The organism is Dactylosporangium vinaceum, assembly GCF_019904175.1.
Classification (GTDB): Bacteria; Actinomycetota; Actinomycetes; order Mycobacteriales; family Micromonosporaceae; genus Dactylosporangium; species Dactylosporangium vinaceum.
Window position 1 is genome coordinate 10,566,099 of record NZ_CP061913.1, and the last position, 16,799, is coordinate 10,582,897.

Annotated in this window: 14 protein-coding genes and 1 pseudogene; 8 read left to right on the forward strand and 7 right to left on the reverse strand. The window is 73.1% G+C overall.

The window, feature by feature from the left end:
• Nucleotide 1: 1 nt before the first annotated feature.
• Nucleotides 2-796 (reverse strand): Fpg/Nei family DNA glycosylase, encoded by a 795-nt coding sequence (locus tag Dvina_RS47480; protein ID WP_223098335.1) that lies wholly within the window; start codon nucleotides 794-796, stop codon nucleotides 2-4.
• A 26-nt stretch (nucleotides 797-822) separates the two neighbouring features.
• Between Dvina_RS47480 and Dvina_RS47485 the strand changes: the two genes are divergently transcribed.
• The 3 genes from Dvina_RS47485 (at nucleotide 823) to Dvina_RS47495 (ending at nucleotide 5,574) form a co-directional block, all read left to right on the forward strand.
• Nucleotides 823-2,982, forward strand: coding sequence for an ATP-dependent RNA helicase (locus Dvina_RS47485; protein ID WP_380028215.1), 2,160 nt, complete (start codon nucleotides 823-825; stop codon nucleotides 2,980-2,982).
• 73 nt (nucleotides 2,983-3,055) lie between these two features.
• Nucleotides 3,056-4,177: a DUF1254 domain-containing protein gene (locus Dvina_RS47490; protein WP_223098340.1), complete on the forward strand. Its 1,122-nt coding sequence runs from the start codon at nucleotides 3,056-3,058 to the stop codon at nucleotides 4,175-4,177.
• 128 nt (nucleotides 4,178-4,305) lie between these two features.
• Nucleotides 4,306-5,574 (forward strand): glycosyltransferase, encoded by a 1,269-nt coding sequence (locus tag Dvina_RS47495; RefSeq protein ID WP_223098342.1) that lies wholly within the window; start codon nucleotides 4,306-4,308, stop codon nucleotides 5,572-5,574.
• On the opposite strand, the gene Dvina_RS47500 is transcribed toward Dvina_RS47495, so the two are convergent.
• The 4 genes from Dvina_RS47500 to Dvina_RS47515 are packed head-to-tail and all read right to left on the reverse strand — an operon-like array spanning nucleotide 5,517 to nucleotide 9,040.
• Nucleotides 5,517-6,719, reverse strand: coding sequence for an ABC transporter permease (locus Dvina_RS47500; protein ID WP_223098344.1), 1,203 nt, complete (start codon nucleotides 6,717-6,719; stop codon nucleotides 5,517-5,519). The two genes, Dvina_RS47495 and Dvina_RS47500, sit on opposite strands and share 58 nt — an antisense overlap.
• Nucleotides 6,679-7,380, reverse strand: coding sequence for an ABC transporter ATP-binding protein (locus Dvina_RS47505; protein WP_223098346.1), 702 nt, complete (start codon nucleotides 7,378-7,380; stop codon nucleotides 6,679-6,681). The genes Dvina_RS47500 and Dvina_RS47505 overlap by 41 nt, the downstream gene beginning before the upstream one ends.
• Nucleotides 7,377-8,447: a peptidoglycan-binding protein gene (locus Dvina_RS47510; protein ID WP_223098349.1), complete on the reverse strand. Its 1,071-nt coding sequence runs from the start codon at nucleotides 8,445-8,447 to the stop codon at nucleotides 7,377-7,379. The genes Dvina_RS47505 and Dvina_RS47510 overlap by 4 nt, the downstream gene beginning before the upstream one ends.
• Complete coding sequence (locus Dvina_RS47515; protein WP_223098352.1) at nucleotides 8,444-9,040, reverse strand: hypothetical protein; 597 nt, start codon at nucleotides 9,038-9,040, stop codon at nucleotides 8,444-8,446. Before Dvina_RS47515 ends, Dvina_RS47510 begins: the two co-directional genes overlap by 4 nt.
• A 111-nt stretch (nucleotides 9,041-9,151) precedes the next feature.
• Here Dvina_RS47515 and Dvina_RS47520 point away from each other — a divergent pair, with 111 nt between their 5' ends.
• Genes Dvina_RS47520 through Dvina_RS47535 form a run of 4 tightly spaced genes read left to right on the forward strand, consistent with a single transcriptional unit; the run spans nucleotide 9,152 to nucleotide 12,282 of the window.
• Complete coding sequence (locus tag Dvina_RS47520) at nucleotides 9,152-9,808, forward strand: response regulator transcription factor (protein ID WP_223098355.1); 657 nt, start codon at nucleotides 9,152-9,154, stop codon at nucleotides 9,806-9,808.
• On the forward strand, nucleotides 9,805-10,959 hold the full coding sequence (locus Dvina_RS47525) for a HAMP domain-containing sensor histidine kinase (RefSeq protein ID WP_223098357.1): 1,155 nt from the start codon (nucleotides 9,805-9,807) through the stop codon (nucleotides 10,957-10,959). The genes Dvina_RS47520 and Dvina_RS47525 overlap by 4 nt, the downstream gene beginning before the upstream one ends.
• A gap of 31 nt (nucleotides 10,960-10,990) precedes the next feature.
• Nucleotides 10,991-11,554 carry a riboflavin biosynthesis intermediates N-glycosidase gene (ybiA, locus tag Dvina_RS47530; protein ID WP_223098360.1) on the forward strand — a complete coding sequence of 188 codons (564 nt, stop codon included), beginning with the start codon at nucleotides 10,991-10,993 and terminating at the stop codon, nucleotides 11,552-11,554.
• Nucleotides 11,551-12,282 (forward strand): hypothetical protein, encoded by a 732-nt coding sequence (locus Dvina_RS47535; protein ID WP_223098363.1) that lies wholly within the window; start codon nucleotides 11,551-11,553, stop codon nucleotides 12,280-12,282. Before ybiA ends, Dvina_RS47535 begins: the two co-directional genes overlap by 4 nt.
• Here the strand turns inward: Dvina_RS47535 and Dvina_RS47540 are convergent.
• Nucleotides 12,283-12,486 (reverse strand): annotated as a pseudogene (locus Dvina_RS47540) (IS481 family transposase); the annotation flags it as partial.
• A 384-nt stretch (nucleotides 12,487-12,870) separates the two neighbouring features.
• On the opposite strand from Dvina_RS47540, the gene Dvina_RS55450 reads away from it, so the two are divergent.
• A complete protein-coding gene (locus Dvina_RS55450) occupies nucleotides 12,871-14,349 on the forward strand; it encodes a carbohydrate-binding protein (RefSeq protein ID WP_281428278.1) in 1,479 nt (492 codons plus the stop codon).
• Nucleotides 14,350-14,409: 60 nt separating this feature from the next.
• Here Dvina_RS55450 and Dvina_RS47550 read toward each other — a convergent pair whose 3' ends face one another.
• A complete protein-coding gene (locus Dvina_RS47550; protein WP_223098366.1) occupies nucleotides 14,410-16,503 on the reverse strand; it encodes an MMPL family transporter in 2,094 nt (697 codons plus the stop codon).
• Nucleotides 16,504-16,799: the final 296 nt, after the last annotated feature.

The window sequence follows — 16,799 nt, forward strand, 5'->3', positions numbered from 1 at the left end:
GTCAGCGCTGCTCGCGGGGGCACCACCAGGTGGAGCGGCCGCCGACGGTGGCTCGCTGCATCGACGTGCCGCAGCGCGGGCAGGTGCCGCCCTCGTGGCGGGAGGGGATCACTGACAGGGTGTGCACGCCGCCGCCCTCGATTGCGGCGGTGACCGCGGCCCGGACGGCGCGGTGGAGGCGGGAGACGTCGGCCGGGGAGAGTTCGTCGACGGGGCGGGACGGGTTGAGCTTGGCCAGCCAGAGTGCCTGGTCGGCCAGGAGGTTGCCCACGCCGGCGATGGCTTCCTGGTCCAGCAGGCGGGCCTTCACCGGGGCCGTGCCGCGGGCCAGGGCGGCCCGGAACTGGGCCGGGGTGATCGTCAGCGCGTCCGGGCCCAGGCCGGCGACCGGCGGGTCGAGGCGGACGCGGCCCAGGCGGCGGGGGTCGACGAGCATCAGCTCGGTGCCGTCGGCGAAGGTCAGGGCGAACCGCGTGAAGCGGTGGTCGCCCGGTGCGCGGCCGCGCTGCCAGTAGTCGCCGCCGTCGTGTTCGGCGCCGGACTCGTCGATGAACACCAGCTTGCCGGACATGCCGAGGTGGATGCCCAGCGCGGGGCCGGTGGTCTCGCACCACATGCTCTTGCCACGGCGGTTGGCGGTGACCAGGCGGGTGCCGACGAGCGCGGCGCGGATGGAGCCGGGGGCGTGGGGCCGGCAGACCCACGAATCGGTGTCGTCGACGTCGGTGATCAGGCGGTCCAGGGCGAACTGCGCAAGCACCAGCCGCGCCGACTCGACCTCGGGTAACTCGGGCACTCCGCCGACGGTACAAGATGGCAGGTGTGGAAAATCTGCCGGTGGCCCGTGCGCTCGACCGGATCGTCGACGCGGTCGCGCAGGGCCCGACAGTGCTCGTCGCGCCGCCCGGGACCGGGAAGACCACGCTGGTGCCGCTCGCGCTGGCCGACGGCGGCCGGGGCCGCATCATCGTCGCCGAGCCCAGGAGGATCGCGGCGCGGGCGGCGGCTCAGCGGATGGCGCAGCTGTCCGGGACCGAGCTCGGGCGGCGCGTCGGCTACTCCGTGCGGGGTGAGCGGCGGGTCGGCAAGGACACCGTCGTCGAGGTGGTCACGACGGGGCTGCTGGTCCAGCGCCTGCTGGCCGACCCCGAGCTGCCCGGGGTCGCCGCGGTCATGCTCGACGAGTGCCACGAGCGGCACCTGGACACGGACCTGGCCACCGCGTTCCTCCTCGAGGTCCGCGAGGCCATCCGGCCCGACCTGGGGCTGCTGACCGCGACCGCAACGCCCGGCCACAGTCTGCCCGGTGCGCAGGTCATCGCGGTCGAGAGCCCGCTGTTCCCGATCGACATCCGGTGGGTACCCCCCAAACGAGCGCCCCTCACCATGGACCACGTCGCCCAGGTCGTCCGCCAGGCGTGGCGGGAGACGGAGCACGACGTCCTCGTGTTCGTCCCGGGCGTGGCGGAGATCGAGCAGGTGCGCCGCGGCCTCGGAGGCATTGCGACGCTCCCGCTGCACGGGCGGCTCCCCACCGCCGAGCAGGACCGGGCGCTGCAGCCGGGCCCGCGGCGGGTGATCGTGGCGACCGACGTGGCCGAGAGCAGCCTGACCGTGCCCGGTGTGCGGGTCGTCGTCGACTCCGGCCTGGCCCGGGTGCCGCGCATCGACCTGGCCCGCGGGCTCGGCTCCCTGCAGACCGTCCGGGCCGCGAAGGCCGCCACGGTGCAGCGCGCCGGTCGAGCGGCCCGGGAAGGCGCCGGCCGGGTGTACAAGTGCTGGTCCGAAAGCGACGACGATCGGCTCCCGGCCCATCCAGAGCCCGCGGTCCGCACGGCCGAGCTGACCGGGTTCGCCCTCGCGCTCGCCTGCTGGGGCGGCGGCACCGGCCGGCTGCCCGACGCGCCGCCCGAGGCCGCAATGGCGGTGGCCGTCCAGACGCTGCGGGACCTCCGGGCGATCGACGGCGACGGGAAGGTCACCGAGCGCGGGCGGCGCATCGCCCGGGTCGGCGCGCACCCGCGGCTGGCCCGGGCCCTGCTCGACGGCGCGCCGCTGGTGGGGGCCCGCAATGCGGCCGAGATGGTCGCCGTGCTCGCGCAGGACACGTACCCGTCCGACGACATGACGGTCGTGAAGCGCACGACCGACGGCTGGCGCCGCGAGGCATCCCTGCTGTACCGGGCGATCGAGCACCCCCGCGAGCGCACCACGAGCGCGGACCGGGCCGCAGGTGTCATCGCCGGCCTGGCCTACCCGGAGCGCGTGGCCCGGCGGCGCCCCAACGGCGACGGGTACCTCATGGCCAACGGCACCGAGGCCGAGCTGGCCGCCGGCTCGTCGCTGCGGGGGCACCCGTGGCTGGCGATCGCCGTCGCGGACCGGCCGGCCGGGCGGGTCAACGCGCGCATCCGGCTGGCCGCGGCGATCGACGAGGACATCGCGCGCGAGGTCACCGACACGCTCCCGCCGAGCCAGACCGAGCGGCGGGAGAAGGTGCGGGCGCGGGAGATCCCGTGGACGCCGCTGCGGCACCGGCTCGCCTTCCTGCACCGCACGCTCGGCCCGCCGTGGCCGGACGTGAGCGACGCGGCGCTCGCCGGCGGCCCCGCCGACCTGCGGGCGCTCCTGCCCTGGCCGGCCGCGAAGGACTTCGACAGCCTCGCGCCCGAGCGGCTGACGGTGCCGAGCGGATCGGTGCTCCGGCTCGACTACAGCGATCCGGAGGGGCCCGTGCTGGCTGTGAAGGTACAAGAAATGTTCGGGCTTGCCGCAACGCCGCAGATCGGGGGCCGGGCGGTGCTGCTGCACCTGCTCTCCCCGGCCGGGCGGCCGGTGGCGGTGACCCGGGACCTGGCGTCGTTCTGGCGCAACGGCTATCGGCAGGTCCGGGCCGAGCTGCGGGGCCGCTACCCGCGCCACCCGTGGCCCGACGACCCGGCCGCCGCACCTCCGACCCGGCGGGCCAACCCGAAGAAGTAACTCACCCGGCGCCTCACCCGATGTGGGAGCAAAAGTCCGGACCCTTGAAGGTCCAGGACGAGGGAGGCTGCCGATGAGAGACGACCTGCCCACGCTGGCCGCCGAGGCGTACGGCTACGGCTATCCCCTGCTGCAGAACCTCCACGCCGTCGCGCGGGCGGGCGCGTTCAACACGTTCGTGGACGCGCCCGGCGCCGACCCCGACCTGCTCACGTCCACCGCCCAGCTCGACCTGTCCGGCGGCCCGATATGGCTGCGCGTCCCCGCCACCGGCGGCCGGTACCACGTGATCCAGTTCATCGACGCGTGGACGAACAACTTCGCGTACGTCGGCAGCCGCACCACCCCCGACGAGCCCCGCGAGTACCTGCTCGTGCCGCCCGGGTGGGCCGGCCGGGAGGCGCCCGCGGCCGAGGTCATCCGCGTGCCCACGATGATCGCCACGCTGATCGCCCGCTTCCCCGCAAAGACCGACCTCACACTGCAGCGGATGTACCCCCAGGTAGCGCTCGACGGTCTGCCCGCGCCCCAGGCCGGCGTGCCTGACGACGTGCGCTTCCTCGAGGAGCTGCGCCGCAGCCTGGCCGCGTTCCCGCCATCCCCGGCCGAACGGCGCTACCAGCGGCGGTTCGCCCCGCTCGGGGTGCTCGCGGACGGCAACTCGCCGTTCGCCACCATGCCGCGTGAGCAGCGGCAGGCCCTGCGTGAGGGCCTGGACCGCGGCCGCGAGGCCCTGGAGGAGGCGGCGACGACCGCCCACGCCGCCCCGGTCAACGGCTGGACCAACAACGTCCACGCGTTCGACTACAACCTCGACTACTTCGAGGTCGGCACCGTCGACGCTCCCCAGTGGACACTGCGCGACCGCGAGCACGCCCGCCACGCCCGCGCGGTCGCGGCCCGCACCCGCCTGTGGGGCAGCCACGGCTACGAGTCGGTGACCGCCGCCCTGCACAAGGACGGCGACGGCAACCGCCTGACCGGCGCGCACACCTACACCCTGGCCCTACCCCCACTCCCGAACGCCACCCTGGCCGCCTACACCGCCCTGGACCCCCGCCCGATCGCCACGATCCCCATCGAGCCCGCGGCCCCGACCCGCATCGAGACCCCCGGCGGCGAGTTCCACCTGATCCTGCGCATCTACGCGCCGGACGACCCGACACTGCCGCTGCCGGCCCTCGCGCGCACCTGAGCCGCAGCGCGTGGACCGGGCGGACGGCCGTCCGCCGAGGAATTGGATCAGTCGTCGCAATGAACAGATGGCGTACAACGCACGCGCGTGCTCGTGTGAGCCGGTGACCGTATCGCACCATGTGCGGGGTGAGAATCGCGCACTTCTGCGACAGCCACCCCGGGCGCTCCGACGGGGTCGCGACCTCGGTGGCCGCCACGGTGGCCCTCCTGCGCTCGGCCGGGCACGAGGTGCAGCTGTACCAGCCGGCGCCGCTGCTGCGCGGGCGGGGTGAGCCCTGCGGGGTCCGCTCGGTGCCGGTGCCGCTGCGCAACATCCGGGTCGGCTTACCCCACTTCTCCGGCATGCGCCCCGTGCCGCACGTCGTGCACGTCCACACGCCCGGGCCGGTGGGCATCGGCGGGCTGCGCTACGCGCGGGCGCACGGGCTGCCCGTGGTCATGACCTGGCACACGGACCTGCTGGCGTACTCCGCACACTTCATGGAGATCCAGTTCGGGGCGGCCCACGCGGCGCAGCGCCTCGCGCTCGGCTGGACCGTGCGCGACTACCTGCGCCTGGCCCGCGCCGGCACCGAGCGGCGCCACCAGCTGCTCCGGTTGGGCCAGGAGTTCATGGACCGCACGTCGGTGCTCATCGCGCCGTCGGCCAAGACGGCGGCCGGTCTGGCCGAGTTCGAGCGGCTGCCCCCGGTCTGGACGGTGCCGACGGCGATCCGGCTCGACGACTGCCCCCTCGGCCGCGCCGAGCTGCGCCGAGCGCTCCGCATTGCCGAAACCGCGCCTGTCGTACTCGCAGTCGGCCGCGCCACCAGGGAGAAGGACCCGGCCCTGCTGCTTGCCGCGTTCTCGCGGCTGCTGCACCGGCTGCCGGACGCGCGCCTGGTGATGGTCGGCGTGCAGCAGCACCGGATGAGCGTCAGGCGCCAGGCCCGCCGGGCCGGCGTCGCCCACGCCCTGCGCCTGGTCCGGCCCGTGCCGCACAGCCGCATGGCCGCGTACTACCGGATGGCCGACGTCCTGGCCTTCGCCTCGACCACCGACACGCAGGGCCTGGTCATGATCGAGGCGGAGGCCGCCGGGCTCCCGGTCGTGCTGGCCGACGCCGCCCTGGCCGACCGCCCGGGCGGGACCGGGGGCCGCCTGAGCACCGCCCCGGACGCCGGCTCGATGGCCGCCGCCCTGACCCGCGTCCTCACGGACCCGCAGCTGCACCGCGAGGTGGCCGAGGCCGGGCGCGCGGCCGCGGACGCCTACTCCGCGGAGCACTACCTCGGCCACCTCATGGCCGTCTACGCCTACGCCCGGGGCACGGCCGGCGATCAGGGCACGGCCGGCGATCAGGGTGCGGCCAGCGCCTCCGTGGGTGCCAGCCGGGCCGCCCGGACCGCGGGGTAGAGCCCGGCGACCGCGCCGATGACGAGCGTGGCCGCGACCCCGCCGGCCGTGGCCCAGGCCGGCACCACCGTCGGCCAGTCGCGGCTGGTCGCGTAGAGCGCCGTCACCGCAATCCCGATCGTCACGCCCCCGACGCCGCCGAGGGCGGACAGCAGCAGCGACTCGGCCAGGAACTGCACCAGGATCTGCCCGCGGGTGGCGCCGAGCGCGCGGCGCAGCCCGATCTCGGCCCGCCGCTCCAGCACCGAGATGACCATGGTGTTGGCCACCCCGACGCCGCCGACGAGCAGCGCGACCCCGCCCAGGCCGAGCAGCAGCCCGTTGAATGTCGTGTCGGTGGCCTGCCGGGCGACGAGCGCGTCGGAGGGCCGCGACACCTTGACCTGGCTGGGGTGCTGCGGGTCGGCGGTGCGGGCGAGCACCGCCTGGACCGCCTCGACCTGGTCGTCCTTGGTGCGGGTGTAGACGGTCGTCGGGTGGCCGTCGAAGTCCAGGTACGCCTTCGCCGCCTCCCACCCGATGAGCGCCGACGAGTCCAGCTCGGCGGCCAGCGGGACCGGGTCCAGGATGCCGATCACCGTGTACCAGCGGTTGCCGATGTACACCTGCACCCCGTCGCCCGCCGCGGAGACCCCCAGGCGCTTGGCCGTCGCCGCGCCGAGCACCACCGACGGAAACCGCCCGGTGGCCGCGTTGAGCCAGACGCCCGAGGCCATCGTGCCGCCGACCGTGCGCAGCAGCTCCAGCTCGGCCGCCCGCAGCGCGATGGCGTTGGTCTGGGCGGCCGGGATGCGGTCGGTGCGATACACGTGGACGCCCGAGATCTTGCCTGTCGCCGACACCTCCGTGACCGGCCCGATCCGCCCGATCATCGCCACCGACTCGTCGGGCAGCGAGACGCCGTCGCCGAAGATGTCGTTGCCGGGCGCGACGGTGAGCAGGTTGGTGCCGAGCGCGGCCAGCTGCCGGTCGAGCTCGGCCCGGCTCGACGACGAGATGCCCACGACCGAGACCATGGCGGCGATGCCGATCGCGATCCCCAGCGCGGACAGGAACGCTCGCATCGGCCGGGTCCGCAGGCCGGCCCCGCCGACCCGGACCACGTCAGCGGGGGCCAGCCGCGACGGCGCCAACGACGTCGTCATCCGAGACCACCTCTCCGTCGCGCATGGCCACCTGGCGCGGCAGGCTCGCCGCGATCTGGTGGTCGTGGGTGATGACCAGGACCGTGGTGCCGGCGTGATGCAGCTCCCCGAGCAGCTGCATCACGCCCGCCCCGGATGCCGAGTCGAGGTTGCCGGTCGGCTCGTCGGCGAGCAGGATGGCCGGCTCGCCGACGACCGCCCGGGCGATCGCGACCCGCTGCTTCTCACCGCCGGAGAGCTCGTGCGGCAGGTGGTCCAGCCGGTCGGCCAGGCCGACGCGCACGAGGGCGTCCTCGGCCCGGCGGCGGCGTTCGGCCCGCGGCGCACCGGTGTAGAGCAGCCCGTCGGCCACGTTGTCCAGCGCGGGCTGCCCGACGGCCAGGTGGAACTGCTGGAACACGAAGCCGATCCGCCGGGCCCGCAGCGCGGCCAGCTGGCGGTCGCGCATCCGCGCTATCGCGTGGCCGTCGATGCGCACCGCGCCGGCCGTCGGGCGATCGAGAGTACCGATGAGATGCAGCATTGTGCTTTTGCCGGAGCCCGAAGGACCGACGATCGCGACGAACTCCCCCGCCGCCACGGTGAGGGAGACGTCCCGGACGGCGACCACCCCGCCGGCGTACTCCTTGCGGACCGACTCCAGCTCCACGACCGCCGTCATGCCGGCATCCCGACGACGGTGCCGGCGCTGATCCCGGCGCCGGTGATCTCGACCTTGCCCGCGGCGAAGAGGCCGAGCTCGACCGCCACGACCTTCGTCGTGCCGCCCTCGACGACCTGCACGCCGTAGCCGCCCTCGGCCAGGGCCAGCAGCGCCTGCACCGGTACCGCGAGCACGTTTTCCCGCTTGCCGGCGGTGAACGTGACGGTGACGGTCATCTGGTCGAGCCCGTCGAACGCCTTGACGTCGTCCGGGACGATCGTGACCCGGTACTTCGTCTTGGCCGGCTCGTTGTTCTGCGCCGGCTGGATGATCGTCTGCACCGCCGAGATCTTGGCGGTCGCGCTCCGGCCGTCGGGCAGCTTCACGGTGACCGCCGTCCCGGACTTGGCCAGCCGCTGGTCCGACGTGTCCAGGTCGACTGTCACGACCGGGGTCGTGCTCGTGTACGCCAGGATCGCACCGCTGCTCGGATCGCCCGGCTCGGCCTTGCGCTCGTCGACGCGGACGGCACCGACGGCATACACGATCCGGGCGGCCTCCACCGTGCCCGTCTTCGTGAGGCCGAGATCGCCCTGCCACTTCCTCACCGCGCTCGCCGTCGACGACGAGTACGTGTCGTCGACGGTGAACCCGGTGTACCCGAGCGCGGCCAGGTTCTCCTCCAGCTGCCTGACGTCGGGCCCCTCGTGGCCGACGGCCAGGTTGCGGTACGCGGGCAGCGTGCCGTAGAGCAGCACCACCGGCGCGTTGTCGCTGCGGTAGAGCGCCTGCCCGCGCTGGATCGTCGTGCCGGCGGCGGGCACCTCGGTGAGCGTGCCGGCGCCGCGGCCGGTGAGCGTCCGGCTGTCGCCGTGGCCGAGCTTGCCGTCCTCGTTCTGGGTGTCGACGAGCGTCTGCCGGCTCACCGTGGCCGTCTTGGGCGGCCCCGAGCTCTTCGGCGCCTCGGCCTGGCTGCCCGTCTGCGGCAGCCCGAGCCCGGCCGCGGCGGCCGCCCCGACGGCGGCGACCGCGGCCACCCCGAGGATCACCTTCCCGGCGCGCCCGCGCCGCCGGCGGTCGCTCACGCCCCACCCCGGTCGTTGTGGCTCTCGGTCTGCTGGCCGGCGCCGCCCTCGCCCGGCTTGTCGCCGCGGTACTGCTCACACGCCTGCTCGGCCTTCTTCATCTGCTCGCCGCGCGGGTCCATGCCGAGCTGATCAGAGTTGATCATGAAGCCGCCCTCCTCCTGCGGGTCCGGGAAGTTGGGAACCCCGTTCTCCCGCATGCACTGGGCGTACTTGCGCATCTCCTCCAGGTGCGCAGCGTCGATCTTGGGCGGCTCGCCGTTGTTGGGCATGTACTGCTTGCACTCGGCCTGGGCCGCGTCGACCTTGCCCTTGTCGATGTCGCCGCCGATGCTCAGCGAGACCCCGCCGCCGTCGAAGTTCGGGTCCTCCATCGGCACGCCGTGATCGCGCATGCACTGGGCGAACCTGAGGAACGCCTCCTGGTCGTCCTTCGGGTTCCGGTTGCCGGTACCGCTGCTCGCGGTCACCGTCGGTGACGCCTTGCCGTCGCCGGCCGTGGCCACGCCGTCGTCTGCGCCGGTGTCCTTGGCGCAGCCGCCGGCGGCGAGCACGAGCAGCAGACCGGCCACCAGGCTCGTCCTGAAACGCATAAGTGCCTCCTTCGGGTGTACTGCCTGTGCAGTCAACGCAGGCGCCCGTCAACGGGCCGTAACCGCGAACGTTGACGCCGCATTGACACCGGCGCGCGGGACGATGGAGGCATGCGGATTCTGGTCGTCGAGGACGAGCGGCTGCTGGCCGAGACGGTGGCGCAGGGCCTGCGCCGGGACGCCCACGCCGTCGACGTGGTCCACGACGGCGGCGCCGCCCTCGATCGGCTCGACGTCAACGACTACGACGTCGTGGTCCTCGACCGCGACCTGCCGGTGCTGCACGGCGACGACGTCTGCCGCGAGCTCACCCGGCGCGAGTCGGCCGCCCGGGTGCTCATGCTCACCGCGGCCGCCGACGTCGACGACCGGGTCGAGGGGCTCGCTCTCGGCGCCGACGACTACCTGCCCAAGCCGTTCGCCTTCCGCGAGCTGTCGGCCCGGGTCGCGGCACTCGGCCGCCGGGCCCGGCCGGCCGCACCGCCGGTGCTGGAGCGGGCCGGGATCCGCCTCGACCCGCACCGCCGCGAGGTGTACCGCGAGGGCCGGTACGTGCCACTGTCACGCAAGGAGTTCGCCGTCCTGGCCGAGCTGCTGCGGGCGGAGGGCGCCGCCGTCTCCGCCGAGCAGCTGCTGGAGAAGGCGTGGGACGAGCACGCCGACCCGTTCACGCACACCGTGCGCATGACGATCCTGAAGCTGCGGCGGAAGCTTGGCGAGCCCGCCGTCGTGCTGACCGAGCCCGGGGTGGGGTACCGCATTCCATGAAGAAGATGACCATCCGCACCCGCCTGACGCTTGTCTACGGCGGCCTGCTCCTGGCCGGCGGGCTGCTGCTGATCGGCATCACCTACGCGCTTGTCTTCCAGCGCCTCGGTGACAAGGTGTACCTCCGGTCCGGGAGCGCGCCGCCGCCGGACCTGCCGGGCGTCGCCGGCGAGGCGCAGGCCGGCACCACCCTCAGCCGCATCTCCGGCGAGATCCGCTCCGACGCGCTGAACGTCCTGCTCACCCAGGGCGGCATCGCGCTGGCCCTCGTCGTCGTGCTCGGCCTGGCCTTCAGCTGGCTCATCGCCGGGCGCCTGCTCCAGCCCCTGCACCAGGTCACCGAGACCGCCCGGCGGATCGCCGGCGCCCCCGACCGCGGCCTGCACGAGCGGATCGCGCTGAAGGGCCCGTACGACGAGGTGAAGGAGCTGGCCGACACGTTCGACCAGATGATCGCCCGGCTCGACAAGTCGTTCGACGTCCAGCGCCGCTTCATCGCCAACGCCTCCCACGAGCTGCGCACGCCGCTGACGCTGAACCGCACGCTGCTCGAGGTCACCACCGACCACGCCGAGGTCTCCCCCGAGATGCGCCAGCTCGGCCGCACGCTGCTGGCCGTCAACGACCGCCACGAGCGCCTCATCGACGGCCTGCTCCTGCTGGCCCGCTCCGAGCGCGCGATCGGCGACGTCTCCTACGTGGACCTGGCCGACATCGTCGCGCACGTGTCCGCGCAGCTGCCCGCCGGCGACGTGAAGCTGACAGTGGCGGCGGACGAGGCCCCGACGATGGGCAACGCGGTGCTCCTGGAGCGTCTCGTGCACAACCTCGTGGAGAACGCGGTGCGGTACAACCGGCCGGACGGCGGCTGGGTCCGGGCCGAGTCGGGCACCCGCCCCGACGGCGTGTTCGTCACCGTCAGCAACACCGGTCCGGTGGTTCCGCGGTACGAGATCCAGGGCCTCTTCGAGCCGTTCCGCCGCCTGGGCCCCGAGCGCGCCACCGGCGCCGGCGCGGGGTTGGGCCTGTCGATCGTCCGCGCGGTCGCCGCGGGCCACGGCGGCCAGGTCTTCGCCGACCCCCGTGACGGCGGCGGCCTGACCGTCACCGTGATCCTGCCCACCGCCGCGAGCAGCGAATATCCGACATGACAACGCGCTGAGATCGGGCACACTCGGGGTCATGTCCGCACCGCCCACCACCATCGACGAACTGCGCCACCTGGTGAACACGGGTACGCGCGTCAAATATCTGTACTTCTGGGGCAACCAGCCCCGCCTGGACGGCACCCTCGGCCCGAGCTGCCTGAGCCAGTGGTGGCCGTCCCCGTTCGACGTCGACGGCGTCCACTTCCGCTCGGCCGAGCACTACATGATGTGGCGCAAGGCCCAGCTCTTCGGCGACACCGCCACCGCGGCCCGCATCGTCGAGGTCGGCCACCCGAAGCAGGCGAAGGACCTCGGCCGTCGAGTGAAGGGCTTCGACGACGCCACCTGGGAGCGCGAGCGCTTCGCCATCGTCACGGACGTCAGCCGGGCCAAGTTCGCCTCCACCGACGCCCTGCGCACATACCTCGTGGGCACCGGCACCCGCGTCCTGGTCGAGGCCAGCCCCCTGGACCGCGTCTGGGGCATCGGCCTGGCCGCCGACGACGAAGCCGCCGCCAACCCTTTGCGCTGGCGCGGCCTCAACCTGCTCGGCTTCGCTCTCATGCAGGCCCGCCACGACCTGGCCACCGGCGCATGACCACCCGCGACGAGGTCCAGCCGCTCCCCGCCTGGCTGGCCTGGCCGATCCGCGTCCTGGCCGTCATCTTCGTCCTGCCGTTCCGCCTGGCCTGGGACGCCCTCGTCTGGCTGGCCCGGGTCTCGTGGAAGTACGTGGGTGCCCCCTTCACCAAATACGTCCTGGCCCCGTTCTGCTACTACGTGCTCTGGACCCCGCTGCGCTGGATCGCCGTCCACCTGCTCTGGCGCCCGCTGTCCTGGATCGCCGTCCACATTCTGTGGCGCCCGCTCGTCTGGTTCGCGAAGTACGTCCTGGCGCCCCTGTGGGACGGTTTCGTCTGGCTGCTGAAGGCCACCGCCCCGTTCTGGCACCTGCTGGCCCGCATCCTCCTGACGGCGGCGAAGGCGGTCGCCCTGGCCCTGGCCCTGGTCCACCGCTGGATCCTGACCCCGATCGGCCGGGCCGTCGCCTTCGTATGGCGCTGGGTGGTCGTCCCGATCGGCCAGGCCTTGCGCTGGGCCTGGAACCACTCGGTCGTCCTGCTGTGGCGCTACCTGGTCGTGGTGCCCCTCCGGTTCGTCTGGACCTACGTGGTGGTCCCTCCGGCCCGCTGGCTGCACACGTGGGTCCTACGCCCGATCGCCGACACGACCCGCAGCATCCTGACCACCCTCGGCCTCCGCGAACCGCCACGCCCCCGCCACCCCCTCCAGCCGGGCCGCCGCCCCCAACCCCGCCGCCGCTAGGTCGATGCAGGGGATGCCGTGGGCGGCGGCGCGGTGCAGGAAGCCGGCGGGGTGGATTTCGGCGTAGGCCAGGCGGGTGTGGTCGGCGATGGCGGCATGGATGTAGTCGTAGCCGACGCGGGGCCGGCCGATTTTTTTGACGTCGACGTGGATGAGTTCGCCGGGCCGGTTGCGTTCGTAGTGGCGGCGGGCTGACCGGTGGGCGGTCGAGCTTGGCCAGACAGTGCACAGCTGGGCGCCGTCTCGCGGATCATGGGTTCGGTTTGCGGACGGTAGCCGCCGCGCTCGACCGCATGCATTCCGGGACTGACCCGCCGGTTCGCGTTCGCGGCCACCGCGGCCCATGCGCTGCTCGGCCGCACGCCGCCGATGGTCGATCGGTTGGGCTCGGACCTGACCGCGATCGAGCAGTTGCTGCGCAACGCCTCCGCGACGGCGGCCTCAAGAACGGCGGCGGGGATATGGTGCGGTTTCGTCCGGTTTGACGGCATGGCCGCTTACAGCAGACCTAAGGTTCACGACTCTTACATTTAATATTGTTAACTGATAGCCTTCCTGACCATCGCTACATCGATGGTGAGGAGTTCAATGAGATCTCGACGCCGTACGATCGCCCTGGTGGCGGGCGCGGCCCTGGCCGTCGTGACGACCATGGCTCTGGTCCCCATGCTCAGCGCGCAGGCCGCCAGCACCGCCGTTGCGGCCGCCTGTACCGCACCGAACTGGGCCGAGGGCAACACCTACACGGCCGGGACGCAGGTGACGTACCAGGGGCACACCTACCAGGCGCTGCAGACGCACACCGCCTACCCGGGCGCCGGCTGGAACCCCGCGGCCACGCCGTCGCTGTGGAAGGACCTCGGCACCTGCGGGGGCACCGGGCCGACCACGCCGCCGCCGACCACCTCGTCGGGTGTGCCGTCCGCGCCGGGCAACCTGCGGATCACCGCCACCACCAACACCAGCCTCGCGCTGGCGTGGAACGCGTCCACCGGCACCGTCACCGGTTACCGCGTCTACGAGGGCTCGACGGTCAAGGCCACCGTCACCGGCACCAGCACCACCGTCTCCGGCCTGTCCGCCGGCACCACCCACACCTACACGGTGAAGGCGTACAACGGCCAGGGCGAGTCGGGCGCGTCGAACAGCGTCACCGGCACCACGACCGGCGGCACCACCAACCCCGGCACGGGCACCGCCGCCCCGTACCTGTACATGGGCTGGGGTGACCCGCCGAACCCGCAGACCGTGCAGCAGGCCACCGGCATCAAGTGGTTCACCATGGCCTTCGTCCTCTCCTCCGGCGGCTGCACCCCGGCCTGGGACGGCAGCCGGCCGCTCACCGGCGGCGTCGACCAGACCGCGATCAACCAGATCCGCGCCGGTGGCGGCGATGTCGTGCCGTCGTTCGGCGGCTGGAGCGGCAACAAGCTCGGCCCGAACTGCTCCACCCCGCAGGCCCTGGCCGGCGCGTACCAGACGGTGATCAACACGTACGGGCTCAAGGCGATCGACATCGACATCGAGAACACCGACGAGTTCGAGAACGACACCGTGCGCAACCGGATCGTCGACGCCCTGAAGATCGTCAAGCAGAACAACCCGAGCCTCAGGACGATCGTCACCTTCGGCACCGCCACCACCGGCCCGGGCTACTACGCGCAGCAGCTGATCTCCCGCGCGCAGTCGACCGGCGCCAACATCGACGTGTTCACGATCATGCCGTTCGACTTCGGCGGCGGCGCGAACATGTACCAGTCGACGGTGAGCGCCTCCGAGGGCCTCAAGACCATGCTCAAGTCGACGTTCGGCTGGGACGACGCCACCGCCTACCGGCACATGGGCATCTCCGGCATGAACGGCCTCTCCGACCAGCAGGAGAACACCTCACCGGCGCAGTGGCAGCAGATCCGCGACTACGCCCAGAACAACCACCTCGCCCGCCTCGCCTTCTGGTCGGTCAACCGCGACCGGCCGTGCCCCGGCGGCGGCGTGGTGTCCAACTGCTCCGGCGTCGCGCAGAACAACTGGCAGTACACCCAGATCACTGCCACGTTCACCGGCTAGGCGGCACGCACCAGGAAGGGGCCGGCGCTCGAGGGCGCCGGCCCCTTCTGCGTCACACGGTCACACCAGCGAGGGAGCGCGCGACGGGGCCGGCCGCTCCACCTCGACGTGCGGCAGCAGGCGGTCCAGCCAGCGCGGCAGCCACCAGTTCACCCGGCCCAGCATCGCCATCGTGGCCGGCACCAGGACCAGCCGGACAAGTGTGGCGTCGACGAATACCGCGACGGCCATCCCGACGCCGATCATCTTCACAGTCACGTCCGGGTCGAGGGCGAAGCCGATGAACACCGCGACCATGATGGCGGCCGCGCTGCTGATGACCCGGCCGGTGGCGGCGAGGCCGCGGACCACGGAGCCGCGGGCGTCACCGGTGGCCAGCCAGTCCTCGCGGACCCGGGACAGCAGGAACACCTCGTAGTCCATCGACAGTCCGAACAGGACGGTGAAGAGCAGGATCGGCACCCAGCTCGACACCGGCACCGCGTGCGGCAGCCCCACCAGCCGCGCGCCGAGGTCGGTCTGGAAGATGGCGGTCATCACGCCGTAGGCCGCGGCGACCGACAGCAGGTTCATGATCGCCGCTTTCACCGCGACGACGGGGGCCCGGAACAGTACCGTCAACAGGATCAGTGACAGCGCCACGACGAAGGCCACGACGATCCACAGGCGGTCGGCCAGGCGGTCGGAGATGTCGGCGAACACGGCGACGAGGCCGGTCACCAGCACCCCGTCCGGCAGGACGCCGGCCCGCAGCCGGGTCAGCAGCTGCGATGTCGCCTCATCCTGCGGCCCCGTCCGCGGCTCGACCGCGATGACGGCCGCCGTGCCGTTGACGACCGGCGGCGCCACCGCGGCCACCCCGGGCTCGGAGCGCAGACGGGTCACCAGACCGTCCACATCGGACACCTTCGTGGTGTCGACGGCGAGCAGCAGCGGGCCGTTGGCGCCGGGGCCGAACTCGGCCGACACGAGGTCGTACGCGAGGCGGGTCGTGTTGGAGGTCGGCTGGCTGCCGGCGTCCTGGGGCCAGGTCCGCATGCCGAGCATCGGCGCGGCCAGGGCGGCCAGGACGATGAGCGCGGCGAGCGCGGCCACGACCGGGCGCCGGCCGACCCGGGTGGCCCAGCGGGCGGTGAAGCCCGACGACGTGGCGACCGGCCGGCCCTTGCGCACCCGGCGCGGCAGCACCCGGGGCCCGGCCAGGCCGCACAGCGCCGGGACCAGGGTCAGGGCGGCGGCCATCACGGCGACGACGGCGGCGAAGGTGGCGTAGCCGAAGGAGGAGTACACCGGCAGCGAGGCCAGGCGCAGCCCGAAGAGCGACACGAGCACCGTCAGCCCGGCCACGACGACCGAGGCGCCCGCCGTGGCGTTCGCCTCCGCGGCCGCCTCCCGCGGCGACAGGCCCCGGCGCAGCCCCTCGACGTGCCGGGCCACGAGCAGCAGCGCGTAGTCGATGCCGACGCCCAGGCCGACCATCGTGGCGACCGTCGGCGCGGTGTTGCTGATGTCGGTGGCCTTCTCCAGCAGCGCGATGACCGCCGTCGCGACGCCCAGGCCGGCGATCGCCACGACAAGCGGCAGGCCGGCGGCGACGATCGAGGCGAGCCCCAGGACGAGGATCAGCAGGGCGGCGACGATGCCGACCGCCTCCGCGGTGCCGCTGGGAGCGGAGATGTTCTCGGCGACCTGGCCGCCGAACTCGACCTGCAGCCCCTCACGCCGCAGCGGCTCGGCCGCGGCGCGCAGGGCGTCCATCGCCGAGGTGCCGGCGAAGTCGGTGACCGGGATGTCGTACTGCACCCCGATGAGGGCCGTGTCGCCGTCCGCCGACAGCCGCGCGGGCGCGACGATCCCGGCCGACGGCATCGTGGCCAGCCGGCCGCGCAGGGACTCGAGCACGGCCGGGTCCAGCCTGGCCGCCGAGTGCACCACGACGCGCGCATCGGCGCCGGACATCTGCGGGAAGTTGGCCCGCAGGAACTCGGTGCCGGCCTGTGACTGGGTGCCGGGCACGTTGTAGTCGTCGTGCGGGGTGCCGCCGAAGCCGGCGGACAGCGCCGTGAGTCCGACGAGGACCATGGCCCAGGCGCCTATCACGCGCCACGGGTGAGCGGCGGCCGCACCGCCGATTCGGCCAAGCAAGCGAGACATGCCTGCACACTCCCCCGTACTGCTTTCAGACCACTTGGAGTCCACTAACTGCAGCGGCGGCCGTCCACTTTCGCCGCTAGAGCGGGCGGGCGGCGAGGCGCTGCACTAAAGGCATGCGTCGATTCTGTGCCGTCGCCGGCCTGCTGGTGCTCGCCCCGCTCGTCGGCGAGTATCTGCTGGGCAACCTGAGCGTCCGGATCCTCCCGGGCCTGCCGTTCCTGGTCCCGATGTACGGCGGGGGCGCCCTGCTGATCCGCGAGATCGCCCGCCGCAACGGGCGCGGGTGGGCGGCGATC